20 protein-coding genes and 1 pseudogene are annotated in these 22,809 nt (G+C 37.6%); 19 read left to right on the forward strand and 2 right to left on the reverse strand.

The features are described from left to right. The first annotated feature begins 208 nt into the window (after nt 1-208). From BLQ79_RS02435 to BLQ79_RS02515, 17 genes and pseudogenes are all read left to right on the forward strand, one after another. Nucleotides 209-1,324 carry an MGDG synthase family glycosyltransferase gene (locus BLQ79_RS02435; protein WP_091363471.1) on the forward strand — a complete coding sequence of 372 codons (1,116 nt, stop codon included), beginning with the start codon at nt 209-211 and terminating at the stop codon, nt 1,322-1,324. 92 nt (nt 1,325-1,416) lie between these two features. Beyond that, a complete protein-coding gene (gene wbaP / locus BLQ79_RS02440) occupies nt 1,417-2,865 on the forward strand; it encodes an undecaprenyl-phosphate galactose phosphotransferase WbaP (RefSeq protein ID WP_234944894.1) in 1,449 nt (482 codons plus the stop codon). 16 nt (nt 2,866-2,881) lie between these two features. Continuing rightward, nucleotides 2,882-3,767, forward strand: a pseudogene (gene galU / locus BLQ79_RS02445) (UTP--glucose-1-phosphate uridylyltransferase GalU). A 61-nt stretch (nt 3,768-3,828) separates the two neighbouring features. Further along, a complete protein-coding gene (gene galE, locus BLQ79_RS02450) occupies nt 3,829-4,842 on the forward strand; it encodes a UDP-glucose 4-epimerase GalE (RefSeq protein WP_091363473.1) in 1,014 nt (337 codons plus the stop codon). A gap of 5 nt (nt 4,843-4,847) precedes the next feature. Then, nucleotides 4,848-5,396, forward strand: a complete 549-nt coding sequence (locus tag BLQ79_RS02455; RefSeq protein ID WP_091363475.1) for a D-glycero-alpha-D-manno-heptose-1,7-bisphosphate 7-phosphatase — start codon at nt 4,848-4,850, stop codon at nt 5,394-5,396. After that, nucleotides 5,383-6,360 (forward strand): GHMP family kinase ATP-binding protein, encoded by a 978-nt coding sequence (locus BLQ79_RS02460; RefSeq protein WP_091363477.1) that lies wholly within the window; start codon nt 5,383-5,385, stop codon nt 6,358-6,360. Before BLQ79_RS02455 ends, BLQ79_RS02460 begins: the two co-directional genes overlap by 14 nt. 26 nt (nt 6,361-6,386) lie before the next feature. After that, the gene (locus BLQ79_RS02465) at nt 6,387-7,040 is read left to right on the forward strand and encodes a D-sedoheptulose-7-phosphate isomerase (protein ID WP_091363478.1); all 654 of its coding nucleotides are present in this window, start codon (nt 6,387-6,389) and stop codon (nt 7,038-7,040) included. Between the two features lie 2 nt (nt 7,041-7,042). Continuing rightward, nucleotides 7,043-7,735: a nucleotidyltransferase family protein gene (locus tag BLQ79_RS02470; protein WP_091363480.1), complete on the forward strand. Its 693-nt coding sequence runs from the start codon at nt 7,043-7,045 to the stop codon at nt 7,733-7,735. Further along, a complete protein-coding gene (locus BLQ79_RS02475) occupies nt 7,732-8,988 on the forward strand; it encodes a glycosyltransferase family 4 protein (RefSeq protein ID WP_091363482.1) in 1,257 nt (418 codons plus the stop codon). The genes BLQ79_RS02470 and BLQ79_RS02475 overlap by 4 nt, the downstream gene beginning before the upstream one ends. A 150-nt stretch (nt 8,989-9,138) precedes the next feature. Beyond that, on the forward strand, nt 9,139-10,248 hold the full coding sequence (locus BLQ79_RS02480) for an acyltransferase family protein (RefSeq protein WP_159427818.1): 1,110 nt from the start codon (nt 9,139-9,141) through the stop codon (nt 10,246-10,248). 171 nt (nt 10,249-10,419) lie between these two features. After that, nucleotides 10,420-11,271, forward strand: coding sequence for a LicD family protein (locus BLQ79_RS02485; RefSeq protein WP_159427819.1), 852 nt, complete (start codon nt 10,420-10,422; stop codon nt 11,269-11,271). Between the two features lie 57 nt (nt 11,272-11,328). Beyond that, the gene (locus tag BLQ79_RS02490; protein ID WP_091363487.1) at nt 11,329-12,048 is read left to right on the forward strand and encodes an IspD/TarI family cytidylyltransferase; all 720 of its coding nucleotides are present in this window, start codon (nt 11,329-11,331) and stop codon (nt 12,046-12,048) included. 25 nt (nt 12,049-12,073) lie between these two features. After that, nucleotides 12,074-13,123 carry an NAD-dependent epimerase/dehydratase family protein gene (locus BLQ79_RS02495; protein WP_091363489.1) on the forward strand — a complete coding sequence of 350 codons (1,050 nt, stop codon included), beginning with the start codon at nt 12,074-12,076 and terminating at the stop codon, nt 13,121-13,123. Nucleotides 13,124-13,147: 24 nt separating this feature from the next. Continuing rightward, a complete protein-coding gene (locus BLQ79_RS02500) occupies nt 13,148-14,089 on the forward strand; it encodes a glycosyltransferase family 2 protein (protein WP_091363490.1) in 942 nt (313 codons plus the stop codon). Nucleotides 14,090-14,221: 132 nt separating this feature from the next. Further along, nucleotides 14,222-16,192, forward strand: coding sequence for an HAD-IA family hydrolase (locus BLQ79_RS02505; protein WP_091363492.1), 1,971 nt, complete (start codon nt 14,222-14,224; stop codon nt 16,190-16,192). Nucleotides 16,193-16,299: 107 nt separating this feature from the next. Then, nucleotides 16,300-17,547: a flippase gene (locus tag BLQ79_RS02510; RefSeq protein WP_234944895.1), complete on the forward strand. Its 1,248-nt coding sequence runs from the start codon at nt 16,300-16,302 to the stop codon at nt 17,545-17,547. A gap of 201 nt (nt 17,548-17,748) precedes the next feature. Next, nucleotides 17,749-19,299 carry an O-antigen ligase family protein gene (locus tag BLQ79_RS02515; protein WP_091363494.1) on the forward strand — a complete coding sequence of 517 codons (1,551 nt, stop codon included), beginning with the start codon at nt 17,749-17,751 and terminating at the stop codon, nt 19,297-19,299. 534 nt (nt 19,300-19,833) lie between these two features. On the opposite strand, the gene BLQ79_RS08480 is transcribed toward BLQ79_RS02515, so the two are convergent. Continuing rightward, complete coding sequence (locus BLQ79_RS08480) at nt 19,834-20,049, reverse strand: Ada metal-binding domain-containing protein (RefSeq protein ID WP_091363496.1); 216 nt, start codon at nt 20,047-20,049, stop codon at nt 19,834-19,836. Nucleotides 20,050-20,281: 232 nt separating this feature from the next. On the opposite strand from BLQ79_RS08480, the gene BLQ79_RS02525 reads away from it, so the two are divergent. Next, nucleotides 20,282-21,139 (forward strand): HAD family hydrolase, encoded by an 858-nt coding sequence (locus tag BLQ79_RS02525; RefSeq protein ID WP_091363499.1) that lies wholly within the window; start codon nt 20,282-20,284, stop codon nt 21,137-21,139. Nucleotides 21,140-21,435: 296 nt separating this feature from the next. Beyond that, nucleotides 21,436-22,389 (forward strand): glycosyltransferase family 2 protein, encoded by a 954-nt coding sequence (locus tag BLQ79_RS02530; protein WP_091363502.1) that lies wholly within the window; start codon nt 21,436-21,438, stop codon nt 22,387-22,389. A 186-nt stretch (nt 22,390-22,575) separates the two neighbouring features. On the opposite strand, the gene BLQ79_RS02535 is transcribed toward BLQ79_RS02530, so the two are convergent. Continuing rightward, on the reverse strand, nt 22,576-22,809 hold a 234-nt coding region (locus tag BLQ79_RS02535; RefSeq protein ID WP_234944896.1), incomplete at its 5' end, for a hypothetical protein.

Consider the following 22,809-nt stretch of genomic DNA (forward strand, 5'->3'; position numbering starts at 1 on the left):
CTCCGTCTGAAGTCTGTTTTTTCTCTGACTTCCTACCTCTTAACTCTAACCTATCTTTTAATGGTAAGATGCCGACTTATGAGCCTTGTGGCTCATACCGACCTGCAAATTTTTTTAAGAATTTGCACCGACCTTGAGCGTCAGCTCATCTTCTCCTGCACATAACCTTACTTTTATGTTAAAATGATAAATGTGAACGAGGAGAAAAATGCAGAAGAAACGTAAATTTTTCATCATGACAGCTTCTATTGGAGAGGGGCATTCTCAGGCGGCTCGGGCTATTGCGGAGACCATCAAACAGGTGCATCCGGATGATGCGGTTCGCGTGCTGGATTTCCTGTCCCGGGATGTTCTTTCCATAGATCACGTCTTAAAAGAATCTTATTTGAAAATGATTCGTATATTTCCTGAAATGTACGATAGTCTATATAGCAATTCACAGAACAGGCATTTAGGTGCGACGTTTCAGAGTCTTCTTTCCTGGAGTTTCCGAAAGCGGATGAAGAGGCTGATTACCGTTTTGAAACCGGATGCTCTGTTATTTACTCATCCATTTCCGGCCTGTGCAGCCAATCTGCTGAAGAAGGAGGGGGATATTAACACCCCGCTTCTTGGAGTCATCACAGACTTTGACATTCATCAGCTTTGGGTGTATAAACATCTGGATGCCTACTGTGTCCCTTCAGAGGATCTGGCACGCAAACTGGAATCCCATAATGTGCCAAGAAATATTATTCACACCACGGGAATTCCAGTTCGTAAATCCTTCTATGAAGAACTGAAAAATCCAAGGCCTAAAGAAAAAGGGACCGTGCTCATTATGGGCGGGGGACTGGGACTCGGAAATATTACAGATACCCTTCTCCGTCTGGATAAGATTGATTCCGTGAGCCAGTTTATCATAGCCACTGGCCAGAATATCAATCTGTATGAAGAAGTGGCATCTATCCGGCCAAGTCTCCGGCATCCGGTGGATTTGCACAGCTACACCAATAAAGTGGCAGAAATGATGAGCAAGAGCGAACTCATTGTCACCAAACCGGGTGCTCTTACCTGCACAGAAGCGTTGACTATGAACCTACCCATGGTTCTGGTGAATGCACTTCCCGGACAGGAACGGGCCAATGCCCAGCATCTGGAAGAGCAGGGATGTGCCGTTTGGATCAGGAAAAATGAACTGGCGGACACAGTCGACGGTCTGCTGAAAAATGAAAATAAACTCAAGCAAATGGCACAGGCCTGTGGCAATGATAAAAAAGACAGTGCACTCGAAATCGTCCAGATACTGGACCATATGCTGGAAAGCAATACGAATACAAATTAAAATAGGTATCTCCAACTCAAAGGAAGGGGATACCTATTTGACTATAATGGAAATATCGAAATTTGTATATCTAGTTTACAACGGAGAAAAGCATGCAGCAGTGGATTAACCATACAGAGAAAAAGAAGCCTCGCAGTGCTTCGATGATTCGCCTTATAAGCAAAGCCATATATCTTTGCGGAGATTATGTGGGGATTTTACTGGCCGAATGGCTGGCTTTTCATATCCGGAATTACCTCATGGGGAATATATTCCAGGTGAGTGCTGTATACATATATGTGGTGACACCGGCAGTATTCCTTCTTTCACTGGCATTTGCCGGGATCTATTCCAAGCACTACACCAGTGCACAAATGCTGGAAAAGCTGTTTAAGGCCTGTCTTGGGGGCATTGCCTTTTCCATCATCCTCATGTTCCTTACCCAGGTATCCGGTCAGGTATCCCGTCTTTATGTAGGACTTTTTGCGGTCATCGTTTACCTGTTCCTGGTAGTTGAAAAATACATTACCGCCTTATGTATCCGTAAGATGCCAGGACTTCAGATTCCTGTTCTGGTTGTAGGGGCAGGAAAGACAGCCGATGCCGCAATTGATGAAGGGAAGAGTAACGTATTCATCAACTATCGGGTGGCTGGCTTCCTTGAAGATTTTGAACCATCGTCTGTCTATGCCGATACATATCCAATTCTTGGTGGGTTTAACGATCTGGAAAGGGTAATTGCTGAGACGGGAATTCAGGATGTAATCATCACAGCACCAGGACTTCCACAGGACCAGCTGAATCATCTCCTCTATCGGGCGCAGACACTGGTTCCCTATGTAAGTGTAGTTCCAAATCTGGTAGGCGTACCCATGTCAAATGCTGAATTAGAATCATTCTTTGATACCCATATTATGGTATTAAATATTAAAAATAATCTGGCTTTTCAGACAAATCAAATCATAAAGAGAATATTTGATATTGTGTGTACTGTATGTGGAGGAATTCTAATCTCACCACTTCTGCTGGCTGTTTTTGTATGGGTTAAGCTGGACTCTCCTGGACCGGCGTTCTTTAAACATCGTCGGGTGGGCAAGGATGGAAAGGAATTCAACTGCTACAAATTCCGCTCTATGGTCGTAGATTCGAAAGAACGACTGGAAAAACTTCTGGCCACAGATCCAAAGGCAAAAGAAGAATGGGAACGGGATTTTAAACTGAAAAACGATCCACGAATTACGAAAAGTGGTGCCTTTCTTCGAAAGACCAGTCTGGATGAACTGCCGCAGCTTCTCAACGTACTGAAGGGGGAAATGTCTCTGGTAGGTCCCCGTCCGATTGTGCAGAAAGAAGTGCCCAAGTACGGACAGTATATTAAAGAGTACTACATGGTACTTCCAGGAATCACGGGCCTCTGGCAGGCCAGTGGTCGAAGTGATATTGATTATCCGGAACGGGTGGCCATGGATCGTTGGTATGTTCATAACTGGAGTGTATGGCTTGATATCATTCTCATCTGGCGCACATTGTTCGCAGTAATTCACAGTCGTGGTGCTTATTAATCAGATATAAGGATGGATAAAAAAGAAAATTCGTAAGGCAGTTATTCCAGCAGCAGGGTTTGGAACACGTTTTCTCCCAGAAACCAAAGCGATGCCAAAGGAAATGCTTCCCATTGTAGATAAACCGACAATTCAATACATAGTGGAAGAGATATTAGACAGCGGAATTGAAGATATACTGATAATCAGCGGACATGCAAAACGTGCCATTGAAGATCACTTCGATTCATCACCGGAACTTGAACAGCATTTATTTGAGCACAACAAGATGGAATTACTGGACGAAGTACGTAAAGTAGCAAGTATTAAAGTTCATTACATCCGGCAGCAGCATATGCGGGGACTTGGGGATGCCATTCTCTGTGCTAAAGATTTTATTGATGGGGAACCTTTTGGCGTTATTTTGGGGGATGACCTTGTTTATAATGGTGATAAAACTCCGGCTTTAGGTCAGTTGCTGGACCAGTATTATAAAACTGGAGGCACTATTGTGGGGGTGTCAGCTGGTTGAAAGAGAACAGGTTTCCTCCTACGGAATCATAAAAGGGAATCTTACGGAAAACTCTGACCTTGTTCATGTAGACGACATGGTGGAAAAACCAAAAGTAGAAGAAGCCCCCAGCTGTCTTGCTGCTTTGGGAAGGTATGTTATTACCCCGGAAGTGTTTGATATTTTAGAACATACAAAGCCGGGGAAAGGGGGAGAAATTCAGCTTACCGATGCACTCAGAGTTATGGCTCATAACGGCAATGTATATGCTTACAATTTCAAGGGCAAGCGTTATGATACAGGTAATAAGCTGGGGTTCCTGAAAGCAACCGTAGAATATGCACTTCGCAGGAATGATCTGGGCCCAGCATTTAAGGAGTATCTGTCCAACGTGGTAAAAGGTCTGTCCTGATAAATTCGATATGGGGAAAAATAGATAGTATGTTTTTTAGGGATAAAGGAGCATGAACATAATGAATGTATTACTTGCCGGTGGTGCGGGATATATTGGTTCACATACCGCAGTGGAACTGCTCAATGCAGGGCACCAGGTAGTGATTGTAGATGACTACAGCAACAGCAGTCCCGAAGTTATTCATAGAATAGAAGAAATTACAGGCAAAACTGTGGTTTCCTATGAATCCGATGTGAAGGATAAGGAAAAGATGCGTCACATCTTTTCAGAGAATCATATTGACTGTGTCATTCATTTTGCAGGCCTTAAGGCGGTAGGAGAATCGGTCCGTCTTCCGCTGAAGTATTACCGCAATAACATAGATACTACACTGACTCTGCTGGAGTGTATGGAAGAAGCGGGAGTTAATCAGTTTGTATTCTCCTCTTCAGCTACAGTGTATGGGGAAGAAAATAAGCCGCCATACGTGGAAACCATGCATCGAGGAAGCTGTTCCAATCCGTATGGTTGGACTAAGGTGATGATGGAACAGATTCTGGAAGATGCAGCCAAAGCTAATCCAAAATTATCCGTCATTTTGCTCCGTTATTTCAATCCAATTGGAGCCCATGAAAGTGGTCTGATTGGTGAAGACCCCCAGGGAATTCCCAACAATCTGATGCCTTATATTGCCCAGGTAGCGGTAGGAAGAAGAGACCATCTTACTGTGTTTGGAGGAGATTATCCTACACCGGATGGAACCTGTCTTCGTGACTATATCCATGTGATGGATTTGGCCGATGGTCATGTGAAGGCAGTGGAATACGCAGCAAACCATAACGGTGTTGCAGTGTTTAACCTGGGAACAGGCACTCCTTACAGCGTTCTCGATATCATTCATGCATTTGAAAAGGTTACCGGGGTTAAAGTGAAATACGAAATCGGGCCACGAAGAGCGGGGGATCTCTCTGAAGTTTGGGCAGATTCGACGAAAGTACAGAAAGTGCTTGGTTGGCATGCAGAACGAACGTTGAAAGATATGTGCCAGGATACATGGAACTGGCAGGCTAAGAATCCTGAGGGATATAAGTAATCAGAATGAGTACTATAAAGACATTCAAGGTTATCTTTCTTGATAGAGACGGTGTCATAAATAAAAAAGCACCAGAAGGGGATTATATTAAAAACTGGGAAGAATTTCATTTTTTAGAAAAAGTTCCTGAGGCAATTCATATTTTTAATGATTTGGGTTTCAAAATTGTTGTTGTCAGTAACCAACGTGGGATAGCCAAAAGGCTGATGACCATGTCGGATGTAAATTATATCCATGAACAAATCAATAAACAGATTTCTGCATACAAAGCACATATAGATGCATTTTTTGTATGCCCTCATGAAAAGGGTACCTGCCATTGCAGGAAACCGGAAATTGGCTTGTTCTTACAGGCTGCCAAGCTATTTCCCGTAGATAAATTACATTCATTTATGATGGGCGATAGTATTACGGATATAGAGGCAGGTCATAAATTTGGAATAAAATCTGTTGCAATTGGGAATTTTTTAAAAAAAGCAGATTTTTATTTTCCAGATTTATATCAAGCAGCTAAATATATTATGAATTCAGGGAGTAGTTATGGTAATCACTAAAACACCTTTTAGGATGTCCTTTTTTGGTGGAGGAACAGATATTAAGGAATTTTATTCAGAGTATGGTGGCAGTGTACTTTCTTCTACTTTTGATAAGTATTGTTACGTAACTTCTAGGTTTTTACCTGAATTTTTCGATTACTCTTCAGAATTTGTTTATTCTCGGATAGAAAGAGTAACAGACATTGATAAAATAGAACACCCTTTGATTAGAAACTGTATGAAATTTATGAATTTACAGAATATTCGGCTGGCATATGATGCTGATCTTCCAGCGAGAACAGGGTTGGGGACAAGTTCCTCTTTTGCGGTGGGAATGCTCAATGCATTTCATGCTCTTAAAGGAGAAATGTGTAATAAAAAAGAACTGGCAGATGAGGCTATTTATGTAGAAAGAGTTCTTTGTAATGAATCGGGAGGAATTCAGGATCAGATAGCTGCTTCTTATGGCGGATTCAACCGTATTGATATGAGTGAGGATGGATATCAGGTTAAACCGATTATTCTTCCCAAACAACGCAAAAAAGAGCTGAATGATTCACTGATGTTGTTTTTTACTGGATTTACACATATGTCATCAACCGTTCAAAATGGAGTAAAAGAAAATTTCTCCGATAAAATAAGACGGTTGCAAACCATGAAGTCCATGGTTGATGACGCACAGAATATATTAATAAAAGGCAGTCATTTGTCTGACTTTGGAAAAATGCTTCATGAAACATGGAAGTTAAAGAAGAGTTTATCATCAATAATATCTAACAGTGATATAGATGACATGTATCAATCAGCTATTAAGGCAGGAGCTGAAGGTGGGAAACTTCTTGGATCAGGGGGTGGAGGTTTTTTACTGTTTTATGTGGACAAGGATAAACAAAAATATGTAAGAGACGCATTAAAGAATTTATTATATATTCCTTTTAATTTTGAAAATGATGGCACCCGCATCATCTATTATGATGAATAATGTCCCTTAGTAAGGAGTTTGTATTAATGAAATCTTCAACCATGCAATATATCGAAGAATTAGTTACAAGATATCCTGTACTTGAAAAAGTAAAAGATGATGTTGTAGAGGCACTCAACATGTTAATCAATATGTATTCTGCTCCATATCATGGCAAAATACTTGTTTGTGGAAATGGTGGTAGCGCAGCTGACTCTTTACATATAGTTGGAGAATTGATGAAGTCTTTTAAAATTCCAAGGCCTCTTCCAGAAAACTTCAGACAAAATATATTAAAGTATTCCCATGGCAAAGAACTCTGTAAAAATTTACAGATGCCTCTCCAGGCAATGTCGTTAGTTTGTGAAGTCGGGCTAAATACCGCTCTTGGTAATGATGTGGAAGCAGTATATGAATTTGCACAGCAGGTATTAGGGTACGGTCAAAAAGGAGATATCCTTTTTTGTATCAGTACTTCAGGTAATTCGGAAAATGTAGTATGTGCAGCAGAAGTGGCACTGGCAAAGGAAATTAATGTAATTGCCCTCACTGGTGCAACTGGGGGAAAACTCAAAAACCTGGCAACGGTTTGTATTGCAGTCCCTGAAATTGAAACTTTCAAGGTACAGGAATTACATTTGCCTGTTTATCATGCCTTATGTCTGGCAGTTGAAAACGAAATATTTAAGAGGGGAGAGTAAGTATGGAAGCAATAGTTTTGGCTGGGGGATTTGGTACCAGACTGCAAAAAGTTGTTCAAGATGTGCCCAAGCCAATGGCACCAGTTGCGGACAAACCATTTCTTTCCTATTTACTTGACCAATTGGATAGACAGGGATGCGCTCATGCTGTTCTGGCAGTGGGTTATAAGAGAGAAGCCATCCAAGACTTTTTTGGCTCGGGCTATAAGGGGCTCTCTCTGTCCTACTCTATAGAGGACAAGCCGCTTCTTACCGGTGGGGCACTAAAGAAGGCCTTACAGATGGTTACGGAAGAAGCAGTGCTTGTGTTAAATGGAGATACGTTCTTTGGCGTAGATTTCTCTAAAATGATGGATTTTCACTATCAGACTCATTCTGACGCTACACTGGCAGTGAAAGAGCTTCATGATTTCTCACGATATGGGACAGTCCATTTTGATGATGATTATAGAATTACTCGATTTGTAGAGAAAAAAGCATGTCAGGAAGGGTTTATCAATGGCGGGGTATATGTGCTGAATCGTACCCTTTTTGGTGATATCCCTCAGGATAAATTTATGATGGAAAAAGATTTTCTGGAAAAATATGTAGATTCGAAAGTGTTTAGCGCATTCCCTTGTGATGGATATTTTATAGATATTGGCATTCCGGAAGATTATGAAAAGGCAAATAAGGAGTTTCGCGAGCTGGTATGAAGAATAAAAAGCTGCTTTTTGTAACGACAAGACTTTTCTGGCCAACAGATAGCGGGCGGAAATTAAGCCTGTACTATTACTGCAAAGGTATTCATGAAAAGTATAATTGTGATATTTACATCTACTCCTTCCTGGAATCAGGGCAGACAGAGGAAGATATAGAGGAAAAGCCTGAATTTATTAAAGAGGTTCGGCTGGCTGATTCCATTAGCAAAAGGGAAAAGATTCACAACTTATTATTAAAGACCATGCTTTCTCGAAAATGGCCGATTCAGTGTTCTTTGTATTTTAGTGAGCAAAATGCTGAGCATATAAAAAAATATTGCGATGAGATTCAACCTGATTATATTTTTACCGATATGATTCGTACATCTATGTATTACGATTCTTTTAAGCATACTCAAGCATTGAAAGTGCTGGATATGGATGATTTGCTTTCCGCTCGTTATGAAAGACAGCTGCATGCTCAATATAAATCAAATATATCCGGGCAATATGCTGGTAAACTCCCAGGATTTATTATCAAGCTCATTAATAACCAGATTGTGCGCAATGCAATTCTTAAATTAGAAAGGAATCTGACAGTAAAAGCAGAAATTCACTATTCAAAGCTTTATGATAAAGTGATTTTTGTTTCTGATGTAGAAACGGCATATCTCAATAGTAAAGTTCCCGGAAAAGCGGTGACGATCCCCGTTGGGATTAATACTGTTCCCGAAATAGAGTTAACAGGAGAACCAGAAGGTAATCTACTCTCCTATGTTGGTAATCTGAAGGTCGCAGCGAATGTAGATACACTTCACTGGATTATTTCGGATATCCTGCCAAAAATTCAGCACGATGTGAGATTCATGGTTATTGGAAAATGTCCAGATGATATTCGAAGCAAATATAAGGATAAAAGTAATATTATCTTTACTGGACGTGTAGATAATCTAGTGGAATATGTTCGTAAAAGTCAGATCTTCCTGTCCCCTATTTTGTATGGTACAGGAATTAAAACCAAGATTCTGGAAGCTATGTCCATGGAGGTACCTGTTGTAACAAATGACATAGGTGCTGAAGGAATTATGGCCAGAGATGGTAAGGAGTTATGGATTAGAAATGATTCTGCAACTATAGCTGAACAGGTTGACTATTTGTTGGACCATTATGATGAAGCAGTGAGTGTAGCTGAAGTAGGAAGAGAACTGGTAGAAAAAAAATATGAATGGAATAATATATATAAAGAGTTTGGCAAATTTTTCAAATAGAATTTGGATTATTTGATAGTCTGAATTTACATAAAAGCAAGAAGGATAAAATGTAGGGAATATAGTGAATAAAAACTGGAAATCTAATCAAAAAAATATTTGGACTTTTAGAAATTTATTGGACTTTTAGATAGAAGGAACATTACAATTTTGACAGACAGACAGACAGACAGACAGAAGGAAAGACAGAAGGAAAGAAACATATTTTTGGATATAGTCAAATATTTCACGATATTTTTAGTGATATGGGGACATGTGGTTCAACAGTCATTGAATCCTGGCGTATATCCAGAACATGTTGATGGTATTTATCGTTTGATTTATACATTTCATATGCCACTTTTTATGGGGATAAGCGGGTATTTTTTTGGAAAATCTGTATGTAAAGTAGGAGGTGTTTATTCTTATCTAAAAAAGAAATTAAAGAAAAGGATTCTGGGGCTTATTATTCCCATGCTTTCATTCGGGGTTATCGCCTATTTTGTCCAAGTATTTATGGAAAAGAAGGTAGAATCACCCCTAACGATTCTTCAGCAGGCACATAATATTTGGTTCTTGGGCGATTTGGTTATCTATACTTTTGTGGTTTTAGCCGTCTCATTTCTATGTAATCAAAAATTCTCCCATGATTGGAAATATCTTTTAGCAGGAGCAATACTCACCTGTATTCCCCAAGTTGGATATGGGTTCAGGGGACCGTTTTTTTATCTTTATTACATTGCAGGATACTGTATAGCCATGTATCTAACTAATTCTAAAATTGTTTCTTTAAGTAAATATGGCAAAGAGGGAATTATAGTTTTTCTACTTACTTATGTTCTTTATAGCCATCTTCCGTGGCCGTTTGAGCATTTTCAGGCAAATTGGCATAGCTTTTCTTTTATTCGCATATTTACAGTGATTTCATTAAAAATTATCTTGGGCTTCATAGGGAGTTATATAGCACTTTATCTGATTTATCAAATGTGTATGAAACTTCAGTCTACCTGGCTTTTTAGAAAGGCAAGTCGGATGGGTGCATATACTTTGGATATTTATCTCATTCAGATGATTTTAGTTGAACGCATTCTTGGGCCCGTCTATCGCCAATGGATGGATATTTCTGGAATAGACTATTTACATATGTATGGGTTATTGGTTGAGTTTATAGTCACATTTTCATTTGCGGTTGTGTTAATTGAAATTATTTGTTGGATTAGCCGATTAGTTAATAAAAGCCCCGCCCTGGCATACTTTTTGTTTTATAGAAAAATATCATGATTATAAATTCCAATATCTAATTGAACACTTTATAAAGCCACTAATCTGTTCACCTCTTCCAAGAAAAGTACTTTGATATTAATTTCCTTTATGATGCCTCTCCTTTTTTCCGTATACGAGTAATGGCAAGATACACATTTAAATTTATTTAGGATGGTTAAACATAAAAAAATGAAGAAAATTACTGTAGATGAAATGAAATCAATTGAATTGAACATTTTAATTGATGTTGCAGCATTTTGTGAAGAGCATAAATTACGTTATTATTTATGTGGAGGCACTTTGTTGGGAGCAATACGTCATAAAGGGTTTATTCCATGGGATGATGATATAGATATTATTATGCCTCGCCCGGATTATATGAAATTTTTAACAGAATATAATAAGAGAGAAGGTCCTTATAAAGTAAATTCTGAAATTAATCAAAAAAACTGGCACGCAACACACGCAAACGTAGAAGACAAACGAACAATAAAAATTAATACTAATTTTGGCAAAATCAACCAGTATGGAATTGATATAGATGTATTTCCAATAGATGGTTCACCTGATAATGAAAAAAAACGTAAAAGTTTTTGGCTAATTAATAATGTGTTAGCACGAATCGCAACATTATCAGTATTAAGTTTTACTATAAGCAAGTATTATGCTGATCAAGATGTGTCTTTTGCATCCTTACGTACGCTACTCAGAACCGGCGTTAAATTTTTAGGAATTCCAATTGCAAAATTGATTTGCTCTTTTTGGAATCTTAATCAAATTGTAACTAACAGGGCCATGAAATATGACGTTGATAAAAGCGAATATATAGGAGTAAGTACATTTCCTCATTATGGATATAAAGAGTGTATCAAAGGCGCTCCGTTTTTAAAAATTACGAAGAGAATATTTGAGGGCAAATATTTTAATACTCCTGATAATTATGATGAATATTTGAGTAACCTATATGGTGATTACATGACACCACCATCTAAACAATCCCAGCAGTCTCATCATGATTTTGAAGTATATTGGAGAGAATAAAGTTGTTGCTTGAATTAACGACAGAAATTATAATTTCAGATTATAAAGGAGAATTTTATGCCGATAATAGCTCTATTAACAGCAGCAGGAATAGGAAGCCGGATGCATCAGGATATTCCCAAACAATTTTTAAATGTGGACAATAAACCGATTCTTATTTATACACTTGAAGCCTTTCAAAAACACCCAAGTATTGATGAAATCTGTGTAGTGATTCTAAAAGGATGGGAAAATATTCTTGAAGCCTACGCAAAGCAGTTTAATATTTCCAAATTAAAATATGTGGTTCTAGGGGGAGCAACAGGGCAGGAATCTATTTGTAATGGGCTTCGTGAAATCAGGAAATATCGAGATGATAATGACATCGTAATGATTCATGACGGAAATCGTCCGATGGTCAGTCAGGAAATGATTACCAACAGTCTGGTTACCTATCAGAAGTATGGAGATGCAGTTGCAGCTATTCCTTGTACAGAAGTTGTATTTGTAGTGGATAAACCAGAATTGCAGGTATCAGGCAAATCTATTGAGCGAAATAATCTTCGGCGTACACAGACTCCTCACACTTACCGGCTGGGAGATATTCTGGAAGCACAGGAAAAAGCACAGAAAATGGGATACACTAATATGGCAGCTTGTCCGACTCTTATGGAAAAGCTTGGCAGGCCATCCCATTTTTCGGTGGGATCAGAAAAAAATCTTAAGATTACAACTACAGAGGATATTGAAATCTTTAAAGCATTACTTCATTCAGAAAATGATTCATGGATTAAGTGATTTTTTTTGATAAGGTGAGGACAGGATGTATATAAAAGCACAACAGTACAATCAGGATATAAAGCGCATTATTAATCTGAATCTACCGTGGAAAAAGTTACAAAACCATTCTTTGCTTGTAACAGGAGCATCGGGACTTATTGGGACAATGTTGATTGATGTGCTTATGGCTAAAAATGAAAAAGAACAATTAAATTGTAACATCTATGCTGTTGGCAGAAATAAAAACAAAGCCTGGAAACGTTTTAGTGATTATTGGGATAACTCTAATTTTCACTTCCTGTCGCTGGATATAAATAATCCTATTCCACTGAAACATAATATTGACTACATTATCCATGCAGCCAGCAATACTCATCCAAAATTATACGCTTCAGATCCCGTTGGATCACTGATGACTAACCTGGAAGGGACTTATAATCTCCTGGAATATGGAAGGACACATGATTTAAAACGCATGCTGTTTCTTTCGTCAGTAGAAATTTATGGTCAGGCTATACATCCGGAAGATATTTTCGATGAAGATTATTGTGGATATATTAATTGTAATCAAGTAAGAGCCTGCTATCCTGAAGGGAAAAGAGCAGGGGAAGCACTTTGTAACGCTTACATTTCCAAGTACGGATTGGATATTGTAATCCCCCGCCTGTCCCGTGTTTATGGTCCTACCATGCGATTGGATGACAGTAAAGCTATGAGTCAGTTCCTAATGAATGGAGTACGGGGAGAAGATATTGTACTCAAGAGTCGTGGACTGCAAAAATTTTCCTATTGTTACGTTGGAGATGTAGTACAGGGATTATTGTACTGCCTGCTTAGGGGGAAATGTGGGGAGGCTTATAATGTTTCCGACGTGAAGACGGATATGCTGCTGAAGGATATCACACAATACATTGCTAGTCTGAATGGACACGAGGTAGTATTTCATCTGCCAGATGCAAATGAACAAAAAGGTTTTTCAAAAGTTACCGTAGGGGTCATGGATTCAACAAAGTTGCAATCGCTGGGATGGCGGCCTTTTGATGATTTGAAGAGTGGAATTAAGAAAACCATTGAAATTTTGCAAAGTCTTTAATCCGGATAGGAGGAGTAAAGCGGAATGCCAAAGGTGAGCGTTATTGTACCAGTTTATAATGTAGCAGCTTATTTGGATAAATGTATAGAATCTTTATGCAATCAGACGATTGAGGATATTGAGATTATTCTCGTAGATGATGGGTCAAAAGACGAAAGTGGAGTAATGTGTGATGAGTATGCTAAAATGGATGCCCGAATTAAAGTAATTCACAAATCCAATGGTGGGCTTAGTGATGCACGGAATGCAGGGCTTGATATTTGTCAGGGTGAATACATTGGCTTTGTTGATAGTGATGATTGCGTAGAGAAAGAAATGTATGAAGTCCTGTATGACCGAGCGATAAAGTTCAATGCAGATGTTTCAGGATGTATGCTTAATTATATTTATAATGATAAAGTTATAGCGGGCGATGGAAAAAATTTTACTTCTAATGATAAAATCTGTATTATAAAATTTATTTTTGAGGGTTACGGTGGACAGATTTCTGTATGCAATAAAATTTTCAAAAAAGATATTTTTGATTGTTTACGATTTGATGTAGGAAAATATTATGAAGATGCATACTTTGTCTTGAAGTGGATTGAAAAAGCTTCGTGTTTTACTTGTATAAATCACGGATATTATAATTATTTTTATCGAACAGATAGCATTACTACTGAAAAATTTAGTAAAAAGGCTTGGGACATAGTCGAGGCGTACAAATACAATTTAGGAGTTATAAAAGAAAAATATCCGAAGGCTCAATATTATGCCGAGCGTAGGCTATGGTGGGCTTATAGAATCATAATAGAGCGAATGACTAGAAACAACATTAGTAGTCATGAAGCAGTAAAACCTCTGAAAAAAAATCTGATAAGAATTTTATCCAACCCGGTAATTTCTTTCAAAGCTAAACTAGGATATATTCTGCTTTGTATAAGCACGAAATTTTATATAAAAGTACGATCAGATTCAACTCACTAAGTATACGAAAAATAGGGAAATATTTGCTTTCTTATATTAACGAATTAGCATTGAAAATTTCAAGAAATATTTAAATTGACTTATTGGATTGTCAATATCTTACTTTAATCAATAAATTGTGGAGTATAAGAAATGATAAATTTTGATCATATAAAAGAAATAATTGATCGAAGCTCTCTTATATCTTTTGACTTGTTTGATACACTTATTAAACGTGATTGCTATAAACCAACCGAACTTTTTGTTTTTTTAGAGCAAAAAATAAATCAGAGATATAAGATTGAAAGTCACTTCTCTTCAAAAAGGATTCAGGCAGAAATAAATGCACGTAATAATTCTGAGGCAGAAGAAGTTTCTCTAGATGAAATATATGATGAACTTTCTTTTGATACTGAAGTTGTACCCAAAGTACAGATACAGCAATGGGAAGAGGAATATGAATATAAAGTTTGTCAGTGGAATCCCCTGATGAAACCTGTATATGAATATTGTATGAACCAGGGAAAGAGAATTTTTATTGTTACCGACATATACCTTCCGGAAAAATTAATAAAAAATATTCTTCGGAAGCTTAATATTCAATATGATGCGCTATATGTATCTTCTACATTAAAAAAAACGAAGAGTAACCAAACTCTTTTTCAGAAAATGCTGACTGAAACTGGTATACAACCGTCTGATATTGTCCATATTGGGGACAATCAGAAAAGTGACTATTTGATGCCAAAGAAACTGGGGATTCAAGCCATTAATATTCCTAAGGATGTCAGATTAAACATATTGTTAAATAACAAATTATATAAAACAAATTCACGGTATGCAGATTTGTGCTCTTTTATTAATAATCATGCCGATACCCATTCTTGGAATGCATTGAATGTTGAGAAAATTTCTGACTTTTTTTCAGAAGTTGGATACGAGGCTCAGGGACCCGTATTATATGGTTATGTAAACTGGCTACAGGAGCGGTTTCAGAAAGATGGTATTGAGAAAGTTTTCTTTCTTGCCCGTGATGGACAGCTTATGCAGACAGCGTATAGGAAGTTAAAGGACCCTATTCCTAATAAGTACATGTATGCTTCTAGAAAAGCACTGATAATACCCTCACTTTGGATGAATCCTTCTATTCGGGGAATAAAAAATGCCATTTACTGGGGAGAATGCGGTACCATTTCAAGTTTTTTGAAAAAGATTGGTCTTGATCCGAAAAAATTTGACAATATTTATACTGAGGCTGGATTTTCACTGGAGAATACTTATGAATATGAGGAACTATGGGAAAACCCGAATTTTCAGGATATTTTTGTAAAACATATAAAACAGAAAATGATATCCCACAGTCATGAAACGTATAATTTGTTGCTTAAATATTTAAAGCAACTTGATTTTTCTGGGAAAGTAGCAGTAGTGGATATTGGATGGTTTGGCCATATGCAGGCAGCATTGGAAAAAATAGTGCAAGAAGCTCATATTCCGGTTGAGATACATGGATATTATCTGGGATTAAGACCCGAGTCATCTATTTTAAATCATCTTCATGCCAAGGGGTACCTTTTTGACGTAAATCATTATCAGGGGTTAGAAAATTTAGAAAAAACATTTAATGCGATTGTGGAAATATTGTTCACAGCAGATCATGGAACAACAAAGGGCTACACGGAAAAGGAAGGCACCATTGTTCCGGTTTTGGGGAAATGGGAATATGGTGAATCGTCATCATACATAAATGATTTTAGGATGATTCAAGCTTGTCAGAAGGGAGCACTTTCTTTTATTGATGATATGAAAGAAGCAAAAATTTATTTCCCGTTCAGATTCAATCCTGATGTAATTTTTGCAAACTGGATGCAATTAGGAATTCATCCATCTTTAAAAATTGCTGAGTTATTTGGAAATCTTCATTTTATGGATGATGATGTAAGATGCCTGGCGAAACCTGAAAAAAATGCAGGCTTCTATTTTTTTCACCCACACACCTTTTTAAAAGAGTTTCGGAATGCCTTTTGGCGTAAGGGGTTTGTAACCAGAACTTTGGGTGACCATTTGTTATTTACAGGGATGTATGATGTAGCGAAAAAAATATATCATATGGTCAGAAAATAGATTATTGAAGAATATGTAAATGTTGGAGCAGAAAAAACACATTTAGCTTAAATACAAGTTGTTTGAAAATATATTTAAATATCTTTAAATGATAAAGGAAGAGAATTTTGAAAAAGGGTAATCATGTTTTAATGGAAAACATTTTTTCCATGCTGACATTGCGAGGGTTGGAATATATCCTTTCATTTCTTCTTGTGCCATATATGTTGAGAATCTTAGGACCGGCTAACTATGGTGCAATAGCTTTTATGCAGAGCATTGTATCTTATTTCAACCTTTTCATCGATTTTGGATTTAACCTGACGGCACCGAGAGAACTGGCTCAGGCTGAAATGAGGGATATTCCTCTCATATTTTCTGCCTACATATGGGCAAAAATTGCTTTGTGGTTGGGCGTATCCATACTTTTTGTTTTGGGGATAATTATCGTTCAAAATTTTACAGTGTATAATTTTGATTATATCCTGTTTATTGCAGTATATACATCGGTACTGGGAAATGTTTTGTTTCCCATATGGTTTTTCCAGGGAATACAACAAATGAGATATATAACGATTATTAACCTGATTGGAAGATTTTTTACAATTGGTTGTATTTTTCTTTTAGTAAAAAAACCGACTGATTACGTAGAAGCTGCATTCTTTTTGTCATGTACACCACTTTTGGCGGGAATAATGTCGATTATATTTATAGCTTCTCATTTTCCGGGGATTCTCCAAAGACCCCAATTTGATAAAATTAAAGAGGTTGTCAATAAAAGCTATCGGATATTTGTATCTAACCTAGCTGTTAATTTATATACAAATTCAGATATAGTTATACTTGGTGCTCTTACGAATAATACTATTGTTGGATACTATAGTGGGGCGGATAAACTGATAGGGTGTGTAAAAAGAGGAATCTGGGCTGTTAATGAAGCTGTATATCCTTATATAAGTCGTAAATTTAGAGATTCATACGATTCGGCTATTTATTTTTTAAAAAAACAATTAATTATTTATTCCAGCTGTGGAATTTTAGGTGGTTTTTGTATACTTTCCTTGTCACCATATGTAATTCCATGGCTTTTGGGTGATAAATATATTCCTTCTATTATGCCTCTCCGGATTTTGGCATTTGTTCCATTAATTGTATCGATTAGTAATATCTTTGGATATGAAACGATGTTACCATTAGGGATGGAGAGCACATATAGTCGAATTCTTTTAATAGCTTCTGCACTAAATTTGATTATTATCGGACCATTAATTTATTTCTATGGTGCAAATGGAGTTTCTATAGCTGTAATGATTACAGAATTTTTTGTAATGGCATTGATGGCATTGATTTTATATCGGAAAAGGATATTATTATAAATCATAAAAATATTTATGGCCATAAATATTTTCTGAAGAGAACGGGGATAAAGGGATGTCAAGTTATTTTAATTACATCTTAAAATAAGCCTAGATTATAGCATACTTTTATTGCTCAGCAGGCCAAAACATAGACATAGTATGAGGTCATATTACAGTCCCCCTGTACTACAGCAGTAGAATTTAATATAAGAGGAAAAAATGGAAAAACAAAAAAATCTTATTTTTGGTGTAATAGTATTTACTTTAATATTTTGTTACATTCCTACGGCATTGCAATTGAATTTTCTGGCAGGTACATGGGCTACTAAATTAACAATTTACCCAATTATTATCGCTATGGTTTTTACATTGTTTTATAGAAAGTCTTTTTCATTGTCTCGTGATGAACGGAAAATGCTGATAAGATATTTGGTGGTTTATTTTTTTGTTATGATAATATCACTTGTCTGGGGATTAGTAGATTATCCTTATTATAATGTAATATTACAGGGACCAGTTAATCAGATAAAAAAATTACCTAGTGTATATTCCTTCTTAATTAATCATGATATCTCTGTTACAAAACAGGGACTACTTTTTGTATGGATGTTAGCTCGACCAATTAAGGCTTTGTTTGTCGATATATTTTGGGGTCTTAGTCTTTCTGTATTGGTGTATGTTTGGTATAAAAATGATTTTCATAATGGACTTCGATTTTTCTTAAAGGGAGTGATTGCGTCTGTAATAGTAGTTGTATTGTATGGCTTTTTGGATGCAATGTATTTGTCAGGTAGTGAGTTGGCTACAGATATTTTAATAATATTGAATCCGATTGTTCATGAAATAAAAGAGGAGGGAATCTGGTGGCCACCCATTTTATGGAATGGGCAGTTGAGATCACTTTTTGCAGAACCTTCGTATTATGGGATATTTGTGGCCTTCGCACTACCTTGGATATGGTATGTTCTTGATACCTCCAGAAATATGCGTAATCGTTTATTTCTCTGGGGGATATTGTTTTTCCTTATACTGTTTTTATTTTTAACAAGGGCAAGAACAGCCAATGTTTTGTTATTAGCTGAAGTAGTGTTGCTCTTTTTATTTACAATTTCTGGTTTTTTACAATCTAGAAGATTTTTCCTGTCAGTTTTTTTGTGTGTGCTACTTGCATTTGGAACTTCACTGGTGCTATTTAATTATGGTTTTGGTAAGAATTCCAACAATATGACCGCTTTGAGTTATATGCAAGATAACATAGGTTCTCTTACAAGTGTGGATAAACGGAGCAATCGATCTCGCTATTCAGTTATGATTGCTGACTTAAAAATTGGTATGGAACATCCTGTTTTAGGTGTTGGGCCACATTTACGAAATGCTTATATTCCTCATTACTTACCAGATAAAGAACATTTAAGTAATGAAACTAAAAATTGGATTAAAAATCAGGATGAAAAGGGCATTTTAAGAGCTGGCTTTCCTGAATTAGGAGAATACACAAGTCGATTTGCAGAAACGGGAATTTTAGGCCTTTTGGTTTTTATGTTACCTTCGTTTTACCTGATTTGGAGAATAATCATTTTTTTGAAAATTCACAGGAAAGATATGCCCCAAATTCGTGCCATAACCGTATATTTTTTGATTTCATTCCTCGGTGTTTTGGCAACGGGAATAGGGGATAGTTTACACGTTTTATTTTCTTATTGGTTGTTATTGGGATTGGGATTTACACTACTGCATTACATTACAATTGAGTCAGATGAGAAAAAGTGAAACGGCATAAACTTTAAAATTTATAGATTTTTTCTGTATTACCAATCCGATGTTTAGTAATGTATGAGACTTTCTGCAACCTATTGTTGTTATTACTGATTTAGTAGTTTCCAGAATCAGACAAATTTTTAGGGAGTACAGTTGATTTGCCTTCGATTTGTTCTTTATTGTTTTTTTAGCCCGGTAAATTGCAATAACTAAGGTTTTTCACGGAAATTGGGGGATGAATAATCAGCAGGTAAAGAAATAATCTACGTTTCGGTACCCATATCCGATTCTCTTTAGTACCTAATAACAGATATAAGAGAAATCGTTGAATTGAAAATCAAATAGTTAAAGCGATAGTAGAGTATGTGCAAATGAAATATCGTTGAAGCTTGGAGATATAACTCATTCAATAACAAAAAAAGCCAAAACAGATGTCCAATCAAGGATACCTGTTTTGGCTTTTCTTTTGGCCGATTTGCATACGAAAAAATGTATTTTGCAGTGCACAATACATAGCGGGACTGCATTTTCTTTTAGGTAATTTCTTTATGGACGGCACACCTTGCATGGCACATACCCGGCATGAAGGGCCTCGTTCTTTGTTTTGAAGTACACTCTATGATCATTGCGGATTTTTCGTTCGAAACGACAGCCTTCTGTGTGAGATTTGAAACTGTTAGAGTTCCCGACATAGGCAAAAGCAGAACTGGTCATACAAATCAGAAGGGAAGCCATAGCCAGGGATTTTTTCAGTGTTTTCATTGTCACTCTCTGCAAAAAAATACATAGAAATAGAATTTATTTCTTATCAGACTAGCAGAACGGGAAAGAATATACAAGCGGGGAATCAGATATTCCTATAGATAAAAGGACAAAACGGTTTAATAGCTGTTTTGTCCTTTTGGTTCTTTAAGGGCACTCCAAAAAAGCATGTATAGATTTGATACAATATAGTAAATCACGTTTGACATATCAGGGGAGGAAGGAGCGACTTATGAGGGATTGGAAGGATAAACAGCCTATACTGGCTATTTGTTATGACTTTGACTATACATTGTCGCCGCAGAATATGCAGGATGGATATATTTCTTCACTTGGAGCGGATGTAGCTGAGTTCTGGAAGAAGTCCAATGATTTTGCAAAAGATAATAATATGGACAGTAATTCAGCGTATATGTATCTGATGCTGGATCTGGCGCGGGGAAAGATTGTTCTGAACCGGGAGAATCTGGCTGCCTATGGAGCATCTGTCCATCTCTACCCTGGGGTAGAGGGATGGTTTGATCGCATTAATGCCTATGGGCGTCTGCACGGGATAACGGTGGAGCATTATATTCTGTCATCAGGTCTTCGGGAGATGATAGATGGGACGTCCATTCGTAAACATTTCCGGGCTGTATTTGCGAGTTCATATTATTACAACAGTCGTGGAGAGCCAAAGTGGCCTGCACAGGTCATCAATTATACCAATAAAACGCAGTTCCTCTTCCGGATTGAAAAGGATATTCTGGATGTAAACAGCATGGAAGTGAACAGGCATTATGGGGAAGGGGAAGTGAGAGTTCCTTTCCGGAACATAGTTTATATGGGGGACAGCCGTACGGACATTCCCTGTATGAAACTGGTAAACAGTATGGGTGGTCACTCCATTGGGATTTATGAAAATGGGCAAAAGGAACAGGTATACGATTTAGTAAAGGATCAGAGGATTCGCTACTTCGCAGAAGCCGATTACAGAGAAGGCAGCCGGCTCGATATTCTTATGAAAGCCATCATAGAAAAGACCAAAAGCTACGAAAAACTCGAGAACCTTCATCTTGAGGATATGTGGGAGTATAGGGAGATGAGCTGAAGCTCATGGTCGGCAGGAATCGCCAGGCAATTCCTGGGTCCGTATGACCTGCGGATCATAAGTCCGTGCCCTAATATCAAAATGGCAGGTCCGCAAAATTTTCCATTTGAAAATTTCGAGGGGCGGATTCTGCGAATAGCTAAAAAGATAGGTACGAGGTTAGAGGCAGGAGGTGGGCAGACGCGCTTTGCTGGTCCGCACGTGGATTTATAATGTAAATCTGTACATTCTTCTCTGATTGATATTTTTGCATGTTATAATAAAATTAATAATTACTTTTTTCATGGGAGTCTGCTATGGATTTGATCACGGTTATTGTTCCCTGTTTTAATGAGGAGGCTTCGCTTCCTTATTTTTTTAGTGCTTTTGAACAGCTTAAGAAGGCTATGAGTTCGGTTGATTTTGAGCTTCTTTTTGTGGATGATGGTTCGAAGGACAGTACGCTTTCCATTATTAAACAGCTGACAGTGGAACATGATGAGGTAGAATATATATCCTTTTCCAGAAATTTTGGAAAGGAAGCGGCTATGTATGCAGGACTCAGGCATGCCAGGGGAGATTATGTAGTATTTATGGACGCAGATCTGCAGGATCCTCCGTCGCTCCTTCCTGATATGTATAAGGCGGTATCGGAGGAAGGATACGATTCAGCGGCTACTCGACGTGTCACACGGGCAGGCGAACCCCCAATCCGTTCGTTTTTTGCACGGCTCTTTTATCGGTTGATGAACCGGATTTCCCGTACAGAATTGGTAGATGGGGCCAGGGATTATCGACTTATGAACCGGAAATTTGTGAACGCGCTCCTTGAATTAGCTGAATATAATCGTTTTTCAAAAGGCCTTTTTGGATGGGTAGGATTCCGTACGAAATGGTTTGCGTTTGAAAACGTAGAGAGAGTAGCGGGAGAAACTAAATGGTCCTTCTGGAAACTTCTTCTCTATGCGGTAGACGGCATCGTAGCCTTTTCCACGGTGCCCCTGATTGTTTCAACCATGTTTGGAATTCTGTCATGTCTGGCTTCATTCGTCGGAATCCTTTTTGTAGTTATCCGAAAGCTTATTATAGGAGATCCTATTCAGGGCTGGGCATCTACCATATGTATCATACTCCTCATGGGAGGCATCCAGCTTCTCTGTACAGGAATTCTAGGACAATACCTGGCTAAAACCTACTTGGAAACAAAGAAACGACCAGTGTATATAATTAATGAGGAAAAGACAGCAAAGAGCTTAGAGCAAAGAGCTTAGAGCTTTGGCAGACTTGCTATGCTCGTCTGCAAGTGGATTCTGCGAATGGAATGACGACAAACCTGCTAACAAAAATCAAGTGTTTTTTGTTAACAGGAGAAGTTGTCCTTCATCCAATTTGGGGCGCACTTAATAAGCCATCCTTAAGGATAGTAAAAAAGAAATATTCATCTTTACCATTTGCCTTTACTGGTATACTTCCATTACCCGGACATAGTAGATTCGTAAAAATTTATTTAACCCGGCAATCTTTGACAGCTTTTTGTTTTTCCCTTCGGCCTCCTTCTTCAGGATATAGTTGTATACGGCATTATCTTCTGGTTCCTTATGGCTTTTAAGCATACGCATTACTTCAAATCCTATCTTGCGCAGAATGGGTGACCCTCTTTTTGAAATTCTCCTATGAGTACCCACAAATTG

The organism is Dialister histaminiformans, assembly GCF_900103425.1.
In the GTDB taxonomy this organism is placed as follows: Bacteria; Bacillota; Negativicutes; order Veillonellales; family Dialisteraceae; genus Allisonella; species Allisonella histaminiformans.

Bases quoted from the DNA above. Each gene is read 5' to 3' on its own strand.
- BLQ79_RS02485 (WP_159427819.1), top strand. From the start codon at position 10,420: ATGAAGAAAATTACTGTAGATGAAATGAAATCAATTGAATTGAACATT.
- BLQ79_RS02530 (WP_091363502.1), top strand. From the start codon at position 21,436: ATGGATTTGATCACGGTTATTGTTCCCTGTTTTAATGAGGAGGCTTCG.
- BLQ79_RS02505 (WP_091363492.1), top strand. From the start codon at position 14,222: ATGATAAATTTTGATCATATAAAAGAAATAATTGATCGAAGCTCTCTT.
- BLQ79_RS02495 (WP_091363489.1), top strand. From the start codon at position 12,074: ATGTATATAAAAGCACAACAGTACAATCAGGATATAAAGCGCATTATT.
- BLQ79_RS02435 (WP_091363471.1), top strand. From the start codon at position 209: ATGCAGAAGAAACGTAAATTTTTCATCATGACAGCTTCTATTGGAGAG.
- BLQ79_RS02465 (WP_091363478.1), top strand. From the start codon at position 6,387: ATGAAATCTTCAACCATGCAATATATCGAAGAATTAGTTACAAGATAT.
- BLQ79_RS02455 (WP_091363475.1), top strand. From the start codon at position 4,848: ATGAGTACTATAAAGACATTCAAGGTTATCTTTCTTGATAGAGACGGT.
- BLQ79_RS02525 (WP_091363499.1), top strand. From the start codon at position 20,282: ATGAGGGATTGGAAGGATAAACAGCCTATACTGGCTATTTGTTATGAC.
- BLQ79_RS02470 (WP_091363480.1), top strand. From the start codon at position 7,043: ATGGAAGCAATAGTTTTGGCTGGGGGATTTGGTACCAGACTGCAAAAA.
- BLQ79_RS02460 (WP_091363477.1), top strand. From the start codon at position 5,383: ATGGTAATCACTAAAACACCTTTTAGGATGTCCTTTTTTGGTGGAGGA.
- BLQ79_RS02500 (WP_091363490.1), top strand. From the start codon at position 13,148: ATGCCAAAGGTGAGCGTTATTGTACCAGTTTATAATGTAGCAGCTTAT.
- galE (WP_091363473.1), top strand. From the start codon at position 3,829: ATGAATGTATTACTTGCCGGTGGTGCGGGATATATTGGTTCACATACC.
- BLQ79_RS02490 (WP_091363487.1), top strand. From the start codon at position 11,329: ATGCCGATAATAGCTCTATTAACAGCAGCAGGAATAGGAAGCCGGATG.
- BLQ79_RS08480 (WP_091363496.1), bottom strand. From the start codon at position 20,049: ATGAAAACACTGAAAAAATCCCTGGCTATGGCTTCCCTTCTGATTTGT.
- BLQ79_RS02475 (WP_091363482.1), top strand. From the start codon at position 7,732: ATGAAGAATAAAAAGCTGCTTTTTGTAACGACAAGACTTTTCTGGCCA.
- wbaP (WP_234944894.1), top strand. From the start codon at position 1,417: ATGCAGCAGTGGATTAACCATACAGAGAAAAAGAAGCCTCGCAGTGCT.
- BLQ79_RS02515 (WP_091363494.1), top strand. From the start codon at position 17,749: ATGGAAAAACAAAAAAATCTTATTTTTGGTGTAATAGTATTTACTTTA.